This is a genomic window from Burkholderia reimsis, from assembly GCF_003294055.1.
Lineage (GTDB): Bacteria > Pseudomonadota > Gammaproteobacteria > Burkholderiales > Burkholderiaceae > Burkholderia > Burkholderia cepacia.
The window spans coordinates 1-8,391 of record NZ_QMFZ01000088.1 but is presented as its reverse complement, the minus strand read 5'-3'; the positions used below and the strand labels follow the sequence as shown (position 1 = coordinate 8,391).

The window sequence follows — 8,391 nt, the reverse complement described above, 5'->3', positions numbered from 1 at the left end:
TCTCGACAACGTGGCCCTTCTGGAGCAGGCGCATCAGCGCCCATGGGCCGTCCGTCGCGACCGTCGACGTGTCCGGGCGGATGCGCGGACTTGCGGTGATCTCCGTGTGGACGCCACCGCGCGGCCCGGGCCATGTCACCGTGAAAGGCGCCACCGGCCCATGCTGGTAAAGCGACGCCTGGCCGTCGATGTCGAGCGACAGGCTCGTGATCGTAGGATCGAGCTCGGGAATCCGGATGTCGGCCTTCCAGGTCAGCTGCCTGTGGCCTGGATCATTGAAGAAGACATCCCGGATCGCCTTGGCATGCTCGAACGGTTCCAGGTCCGGCCCCTGCACGGGTTCCGTTGCACCCGGCAGCGTCCGGTAACGCCACGGCTTCGCAGAGGTATCGACGAACGGCGCAAGCGTCTTCGCGAAGAAATCGTCGATCACGCCACCCTGCGCAAACACGCGCGTGAAGTCGTCGATGCTGACGTCGCGTTTGCTGTCGGGGGCGAACGGATAGTTGCCCTCAATCGTGAGCCGGCAGGTATCGCCGACCACCGCCTGCATCTGGCGCGACAGCAGCTGGCCAATGCCCTGATTGACTTCGTGCGAGCCGTCGGCGGCAAGCTGCAGCAGAACCGCACGGAACGGAGCCGGCATCGTGTCGGCCGTCATCTTCAGCTTCGCGGCCGTGTCGCTCGCGGGCGGCATGCTGTTGTTCGACAGTGCGTTGTCGGCAACGGTCAGCGCCGTGTAGTAGTCGTTCAACAGGTTTGTCACGCCGTCGAGGCCCGTCTTGCCTGCCTGCGCGGCAACGGCTTGCGTACCGGCCTGGGCATCGGCATTCCCCGTCACGACCTCCCGCAGCGCCGCGAAGTGATTGTCGACGAGCTCGCGCTCGACGCGTTCGGACGCGCGGATACCCAACGCCTTGTCTGCCTTCTGGTTGAGCTGATCCGCCGCTTTCTGCAGAAACGAGCCATCCGCGCCGCCGACCGGTTGTGTAAGCGTCGTTTCGTGCACGGCTGCCCGTGCAAGACGCGCAAGCGGTGAGTCAGGCGCCGCAAAGCTACGCAGCACCTGGAGGTTGAACGCGAGGCTCGTGCCGCTCACCGTCCGGATGTCGTTGAGAAACGCGTCCCACTGCTGCGCGTACTCCGTCAGGTATTCGCGGCGCACTGCGTCTGTCAGCGCATCGTCCGCGCCGGTTACTGTACTCACGATCTCAGCTGTTTTTTTTTGAGCCGAATCCGACAAACTCGCCAGATACGAGCGCCCCATCACCCAAGCGTCGTCGTCGCGCGCGATCTGCACGAATTCAGGCAGCCGCTTGTCGAACAGATTCCGGTAGCCGTCGAACGTGAACAGCCCCGACACACCGCGCGAGAGCGGCTGACCGCTCGCCCGCGTGAACACCGTGCCAGCCTGCGGGCCGACCGCGCGCAGCAGCGTGAACTCGTCCGGTGCTTCCTTCAGCATCGCGGCTTTCGCCCGCTGGTAGAGGCGATCGGTGGCGTTACTGCCGTCCAGAAACGCGCGAGCCTGCTGGATCAGCGCATCATTGCGGATCAGCGGCGACTGCACCACACGCTCGCCCGAGAACAGCTGCTGAACGTGGTCGATCATCGAGGCCCGTCCGCCGAAGATCGCGGCACTGTCAGTCTTCGCCCAGTCATCGAGCACCCACGCCTTGACGTCACCGGCGTTGAATTTCGCCTTGTCGTACAGCATCAGGTAGACGCGTAGCGCATCGTAGGCGGTCTTCGTATCCTTGTTCGCGATCGCGCCGGAAATCACGTCCTCCAGTCGGTGGACGATCTGCGGCAGCAGCAGGTTGTCCTCCAGTGCGTCGTAGGTGTGATGGCTCTCGGTCACGATGTCCGGCGGCACATAAAGACCGTAGCGCCACGTGCTGTCAGGATCGGACAGGTCCAGGTTCGGGAAGGTCGGCAGATAACGCGCCTCGGTCAGCGTATCGGGGACGGCTTCCGGCTTGGGCTCCTTGTAAAGCTGGGTCACGCGGGCTGCGAGTGACTGCACCTTGCGGCCGATCACGTCCAGGTAGTCGCTGTTGTTGCCGAAGCTCACACGCAAGCCGATTGAGAGCCATACGAACAGCAGCAGCGCGAGCGCATGGCCGATCAGGCGCAGCAGCCGGTAGCGGTATTCCCAGCGCAGGTTGGGACTGACGAGATGGGCCTCAGGAAACACGATCCGGGTCAGGAGGTCGTGCAGGAAGAAGCTCCGGTTGCCCTCATGGTCCGCCACCGCCCCCTGCCCCTGCTTCGCGGCAAGACGTTGCACGACCGTGCCGCGCTCCGCCATGACGGCACTGCCGCCTTGCTGCGCGCTCGTGAAATAGACGCCGCGCAACGTCGAATGGAGCTGGGTGTCGTCGTAGCGGGAATCGAGAAACACGCGGTCGATCAGATCGACAAGCGGTCCGATGAGCGCCGCGAACTCCTCCGGCAACGCGGCAAGCTGGCGGCGCTTGCGGGTCTCGTCTTCGTCCTGAAGGCGCGTGTGGATCATGCCCGACAACCGTCCCGCAAGTTGAGCCAGTTCATCGCGGCAACGCGCGCGCAGCCCTTCCTTCGCGACCGTTTCCTTGCCATACGGCAGCGTGAAGCCCCAGGCCTGCGCGCGGCTCTCGGCCGTCAGCGCACCGAAGTACTCTGCAAATCCCGTCAGGCGGTCCATCTTCGTGACGATCAGATAGACCGGGAAGCGGATGCCCAGCTCCTTGCGCAGTTCGCCCAGACGCGCGCGCAGGGCGGCCGCCTCGGCAATGCGCGCCGGTTCATCCACGCTCGCGAGCGTCGCAAGGTCGACGGCAAGCAGCGCGCCGTTGATGGGCGCGCGGGGCCGGTGCCGGCGCAGCATGCCGAGAAAACCGAGCCATTCCGCGCGGTCCAGTTCCTGTCGCCGGTCGCCCGTGTCGGCACGAAGCGGAACGACATTCGTGCTCGATTTCGTCGCAGCAACTGCGCGGGATTCGGACGAGGGGCCGTCCTTCGCCTCGCCACTGGCCCCTTCCGCCACATCCGCGCCGGACGTGCCAGTCTCCGGCCTGTCGGCTTGCACGGACTGCACATCGGCGTCCTTCACCGTCGAGGTACCGTGGCGCGTGTAATACCCCGCCGTGTCGATCAGCACCGCGTCGTTGGTGAGCCACCAGTCCACCGCATCGGAACTGCCCGAGCGTGCGCCAGATGCACGCTGCATCTGCTCAGCAACCGGAAACGCCAGGCCACCGTTGAGCAACGCGCTCGTCTTGCCCGCACCTTTTGCGCCGAGCGTGATGTACCAGGGCAGCTCGTACAGGTAGCGCTTCCCCTGAAACAGCTTGCCCAGCCCGCGTGCACCCGTGCGCATCGACTTCAGACGGGCCATCGCGCTCGCGACGATCAATTCAATGGCCTGCAGCCGCGATGCCACAGGCGACTCTTCCTCTTTGCCGCCCTTGCGCAGCATCTTCTTGAGAAACGCATCGTCGTCGCGCATCTTCTGCCAGAGCCGGAACATCCAGTAGACGACGAAGATGGTCAACACCAGCGCGATCGCAATCAGGCGCGCCGATACCGGTTCGAACGGCGCCACATGTCCGAACGAAAGCAGCGGCGACGCGTACCAGATCAACAGGCACAGCAGCGCGACGAACACGACGCTCATCGACCAGCCGACGAGCCAGAGCAACACACCGGCCAGCAGCAGCGCGATCAACAGCACGCGCATGCCGGCCGCGGCCAGCGGCTTGAGCCCGCCGAACGCGAAGAACGGCCCGACAAACCAGATCACCAGCGCAACGACGACCAGTGCGACGAACGCGAGGAACTGGCGCGATGCAAGAAACGACAGGAACTTCGTCATGTTTTATTCCGGATACGGATCAGGCCTGGTGCGCGACCAGGATCTCGACGCGGCGGTTCTGCGCGCGCCCCTGGGCGGTACGGTTGTCGCCCACGGGTTCGACGTCACCCTTCCCGACAGCCTCCAGGCGGTTTGCCGGCACACCAGCGGCCTGCAGCATCTGCATGACCTGCGTGGCCCGCTCTTCCGACAGCGCTTCGTTCGACGCAAACTGGCGGCTGCGGATCGGCACGTTGTCCGTATAGCCAAGCACGGTCACCTTGCCCGGCACCTTCGCGATCTCACCTGCGATCTTCGCGATCAGCGGCCCCATCGTTGCCTTGACCGACGCGCCGCCGGGCTGGAACATCGCATCCCCCCGGAAGGTCACGGCGCTGTGGCGGGCGTCCTCATCGACGCTCACGGTACCGGTGGCGATTTCGTCCTTGAGCAGCTGTTTCAGATGCAACTGTTTCGGCGCGGGCGGCGGCGTCATGCGGCCGATGTCGGCGATCTGCTTCTGCACGTCGGCGCCGCGGCTCATCAGTTCGTACTTGAACCAGCCGAAGAGCCCGAGCAGGACCACCGAGAGGACCGTGACGGTGATCCACACCGGGAAATCGTAGAAAGACACACGCCGCCCTTTCACGTCCGACTGCCAGTGAGGCGAAAGCGTCATCGGCGCGGGTCCGCGCTGTGCCATGATCTCGTTGTAGAGCCGCTGGCGGATTGCATCGTGCTTGCGTTTGCCATTGGCCTCGTGGCGGTAGCGCCCTTCGAAACCGAGACTGAGAATCTCGTAGATGACTTCGAGCAGGTCCAGATGCTCCCGTGGTTCGGTGAGGAGCCGGGCAACCAGCAGATACACCTTGTCGCCGCCCTGGCGATCCTCATGGAAGGTCGTGGCCAGACCGCTGCTGATCCACTCGATACCGGACGATCCGCCCTTGCCCCAGGCGGTCTGTGTCGCCGCTTCGTCGAGCGCCGTGCACAGGCAGTACCGCGCGCCGATCATGTGGTCGCGCCGGATATTCGTCTGTTCGCACAGCTTCTGGAAGACGCGCATCTCCTGTTCGAGCAGGTCGCGTAGTGCAAACGTCTCACTGGACTCCAGATGGTCAGGCATGTCCGCCAGCGCGCGCAGGAGCACACGCGAGGCTTCGCGCAACGGATTTTGTGCCTGCTCGACGGCGATCAGCCGCTCGCGAAAGGGAACGCCGGCCGTTGCTGCGGCGCCGGACTGCCGGATCACGGATGCCGGGGTCGGGTTATCCTCGGACGAGCCGACAGCGGTGGGAGGATTGCTCATGGGCGTACGTCGCAGATCGCGATTCGTGAATTCATGGATGTCCGTTCCGTGTTACGCACGCACGCCCCACAGCTCGAGCTTCAGCGACGGGAACTCGCCCGCCACGTGCAGCGCGATGCCACCGTGACGCACGACCTCGTCCCAGAGCGGTCCACCTTGCGTGAGTTCGTAATAGATGTAGCCCGCGTTGAACGGGATCTGCCGCGGCGGCACCGGCAACGCCTGCAGGCCAATACCCGGCAGGTGGCTGCGCACGAGGCTCGGCAGCTTGTCCGACGGACCGGCCTTCGCCTGCGCGAGGAACTGCTGCTGCAGCACGTCCGGCGGCATCGCCGCATGAACCGCCAGCACGACGGCGGTAAAGCCCTGCATGTCAACGGGATCGACCACCGCATTACGCATGCCGTGGCCCCGGTCCTCAAGCGCGATGCTCTGGGCACTACGAACCAGCACCGCGTTCAGCAGCCGGTGGGTGTCGTCGACAACAGGTTTGAGACACAGATGCGGCGTCGTATGCTGGTAAGGCGGATGCGTGTCGAGTGGCCGCCGCGTGTCGGTGCGCAAGTGCGTCGACAACTCTCCCGCCATGCCGATCAGCAGCGCATAGACGTCGGCGGGCGACGTCGCCGGCACGCGCAGCAGATGCTGCAGCAGCGGCTCGTAGCGGTTGAGGATCTGCAGCAGCAGGTAGTCGGTCACCGTCGCAGCGCTCGCCGTGGTGTCGTCCGTGCCAGCAAGCCGCTGCGCGAGGGCGTTGGCGCGCAAGCGGGCGAGGTCGTGAATCTTCGTGACCCAGCCCGTCAGCACATCGCTTGCACCGTAGCCGGACACGGGCGGCACGAGCGTGTCGTCGAGCTCGATACTGCCGTCCGCACGGATCGTCTTCACGCGCGTGAGCGCAAGGCCGATCCACGCGTCGCCAAGCTCCTTCTCGGGCAGCAGGCGCAATCGCAGGTTCGACAGCTGCACCGGCTCAGGCGCAAGCCCGATCGAATTCGTGTCGCGCAACTCGGTATCGAACACGAGATAGCGTGCGAGCGAATCCGCGGTGTTCTCGAAGGTCGTCTCTTCACAATTCGGCAAACGCACCGGCACGGCCAGATAAATCACCTGGTCGAGGTGTTCGGGCCGGATCGTCAGCGGCGGCGGCAGCGGCGTATTGCGGGGTGCATCGAACGGCGTGCCGTCGGCGAACACCCCCGCAGCCGACTTGACGATTACCTTGCCGAGCGCAAGCGATTCGAGATCGAGCGCAAAGTGCGCGAAGCCGAAGAAGAACGGCGACAGCGGCGCTGCACGCATGTGCGCATACTTCTCGAAATAGCGGTCCTGCTGCTGGAACAGTTGCGGGCGGAAAAACAGCCCCTCCTGCCAGGCGACCTTGGCGTACCAGCTCATTCGGGCCTTCCGTTTCGTTGCGCGAAGAGTTTCATTGTTTCGTTTCGGTGATCTTGACGGCGTTCGCCTCGAGATCGATGGTCAGCTTCAGCTTCGGCGTGGAGAAGCTGTACCAAGCCTTGTCCAGTGCGACCGGCATCGGGTAGACCGTGCGCCACACCGAATTCGGCAGGTCGCGGTAGGCCGCGATCACGCCAATCGCCGTCGTTGCCGGATCAGGCCGGCGGACGATGGTCTGGTGCTCGCCCGGACGCAGCTGCAGCTCGTCGCGTTTGACGACGTCGTCAGCCAGCACCGTCTTGTCCTGGGTCTGCAGCGTGAAGAAATCGGCCGCCTTGAAGGCGCCATCGTTCTTCAGTTCGTAGATGCGCACGACGATCGGCGCCGGTCGGCTACGGTCATCCGGATTGACACCGGGCGCCGCGTTCACGCTCATTTCGAGCCGGAACGGCTCTTTCGGCTTCGGTTCGCCGCTTGCACAGGCAGAAAGCGCGAGGACGCAGGCGAGCGCGGCAACAGTCAGAATCGAACGCATGCAGGATTCGTCTAGATAGAAAGCGGGAGACGCCGCGCGACCGGCGGGGGCTGGACGTTCGCCCGGTGCGCGGCGTTCCATAGACTTACGCTTCCTTGTTACCCTTGATGTCGAAGCTCGCAGTCACCGCGCCGCCGCTACCGCCCTGCGCGTTCTGCACGACATACTCCTGCTTCACTTTCGCGAACGACAGCGACACCGTCTCGCGGCTCTTCTCTGCATCGGTCTTGCTGCCCGACGGCTTCACGCGCGTGACGATCACATCGCTCATCGTGAGCTTCAGGTATTCGAGCGGATTGCCGCCGGCCTTGCGCATGACCAGCGTCGCCTGATCGATGTGCTTGCCCGTGAGCGCGTACTTCATCAGGTTCGGGCTCGCGCGGTCGATGTTGTGCTCGAACGTCAGGTCCTTGACCGTCGCCTTGCCCGCACCGCCGCCGCTACCCGCGTGCATCGAGGATTCCTGCTGGATCTCCCAATCCCAGTTCAGGACTTCGATTTCGTCCTTGTGCTTGTCGTCGAGCGATTCGCCGTTGATGCCATCGATCTTCAGAAAAATATCCTGAGCCATTTCTTCACTCCATGTTGTTGCTGATAATGAAAGCGACCGGGTTCAAGGTGTATCGCGCCCGGCCACACGAGGACTCCCACCGACATTTCAGGCGACTTCCTTGATCGACGGCAGCTTCGTGACGAGACGAAGCGACACTGTCAGCCCTTCGAGCTGGAAGTGCGGACGCAGGAAAAACTTCGAGTTGTAGTAGCCGGGGTTGCCCTCGACCTCCTCCACAACCACTTCGGCGGCCGCCAGCGGCCGGCGTGCCTTCGTGTCCTGCGACGAGTTGGCGGGATCGGCATCGACGTAGTGCATGACCCATTCGTTGAGCCAGCGCTGCATGTCCTCGCGCTCCTTGAACGCGCCGATCTTGTCGCGCACGATGCACTTCAGGTAGTGCGCAAAGCGCGAGCAGGCAAAGAGGTACGGTAGGCGCGACGACAGGTTCGCGTTGGCGGTGGCGTCAGCGTCGTGATACTCGGCAGGCTTTTGCAGCGACTGCGCTCCAATGAAGGTCGCGTGGTCGGTGTTCTTGCGGTGCACGAGCGGAATGAAACCGTTCTTCGACAGTTCGGCCTCGCGCCGGTCCGAGATCGCGATCTCGGTCGGGCACTTCATGTCGACGCCGCCGTCGTCGGTCGGGAACGTATGGCACGGCAGGTTTTCAACCGTGCCGCCCGATTCGACACCGCGGATCAGCGAGCACCAGCCGTACAGCTTGAACGAGCGGTTGATGTTCACGCCCATTGCGTACGCGG

General features: G+C 64.2%; 6 protein-coding genes. All 6 read right to left on the bottom strand.

Annotation, left to right across the window (positions count from 1 at the left end):
- A partial coding sequence (tssM, locus tag DPV79_RS41120; RefSeq protein WP_113048138.1) for a type VI secretion system membrane subunit TssM occupies positions 1–3,856 on the bottom strand: 3,856 nt, incomplete at its 3' end.
- A gap of 19 nt (positions 3,857–3,875) precedes the next feature.
- Entirely contained in the window at positions 3,876–5,144 is a 1,269-nt protein-coding gene (gene tssL / locus DPV79_RS41115; RefSeq protein WP_113048137.1) for a type VI secretion system protein TssL, long form, read from the bottom strand.
- Positions 5,145–5,195: 51 nt separating this feature from the next.
- Positions 5,196–6,542: a type VI secretion system baseplate subunit TssK gene (tssK, locus tag DPV79_RS41110; RefSeq protein ID WP_113048136.1), complete on the bottom strand. Its 1,347-nt coding sequence runs from the start codon at positions 6,540–6,542 to the stop codon at positions 5,196–5,198.
- A 31-nt stretch (positions 6,543–6,573) separates the two neighbouring features.
- The gene (tssJ, locus tag DPV79_RS41105) at positions 6,574–7,077 is read right to left on the bottom strand and encodes a type VI secretion system lipoprotein TssJ (RefSeq protein ID WP_113048135.1); all 504 of its coding nucleotides are present in this window, start codon (positions 7,075–7,077) and stop codon (positions 6,574–6,576) included.
- A gap of 85 nt (positions 7,078–7,162) precedes the next feature.
- On the bottom strand, positions 7,163–7,648 hold the full coding sequence (locus tag DPV79_RS41100; RefSeq protein ID WP_113048134.1) for an Hcp family type VI secretion system effector: 486 nt from the start codon (positions 7,646–7,648) through the stop codon (positions 7,163–7,165).
- 87 nt (positions 7,649–7,735) lie between these two features.
- On the bottom strand, positions 7,736–8,391 hold a 656-nt coding region (gene tssC / locus DPV79_RS41095), incomplete at its 5' end, for a type VI secretion system contractile sheath large subunit (protein WP_113048139.1).

Coding starts and splice junctions, on each gene's coding strand:
- DPV79_RS41100 (WP_113048134.1), bottom strand. CDS start 7,648: ATGGCTCAGGATATTTTTCTGAAGATCGATGGCATCAACGGCGAATCG.
- tssK (WP_113048136.1), bottom strand. CDS start 6,542: ATGAGCTGGTACGCCAAGGTCGCCTGGCAGGAGGGGCTGTTTTTCCGC.
- tssL (WP_113048137.1), bottom strand. CDS start 5,144: ATGAGCAATCCTCCCACCGCTGTCGGCTCGTCCGAGGATAACCCGACC.
- tssJ (WP_113048135.1), bottom strand. CDS start 7,077: ATGCGTTCGATTCTGACTGTTGCCGCGCTCGCCTGCGTCCTCGCGCTT.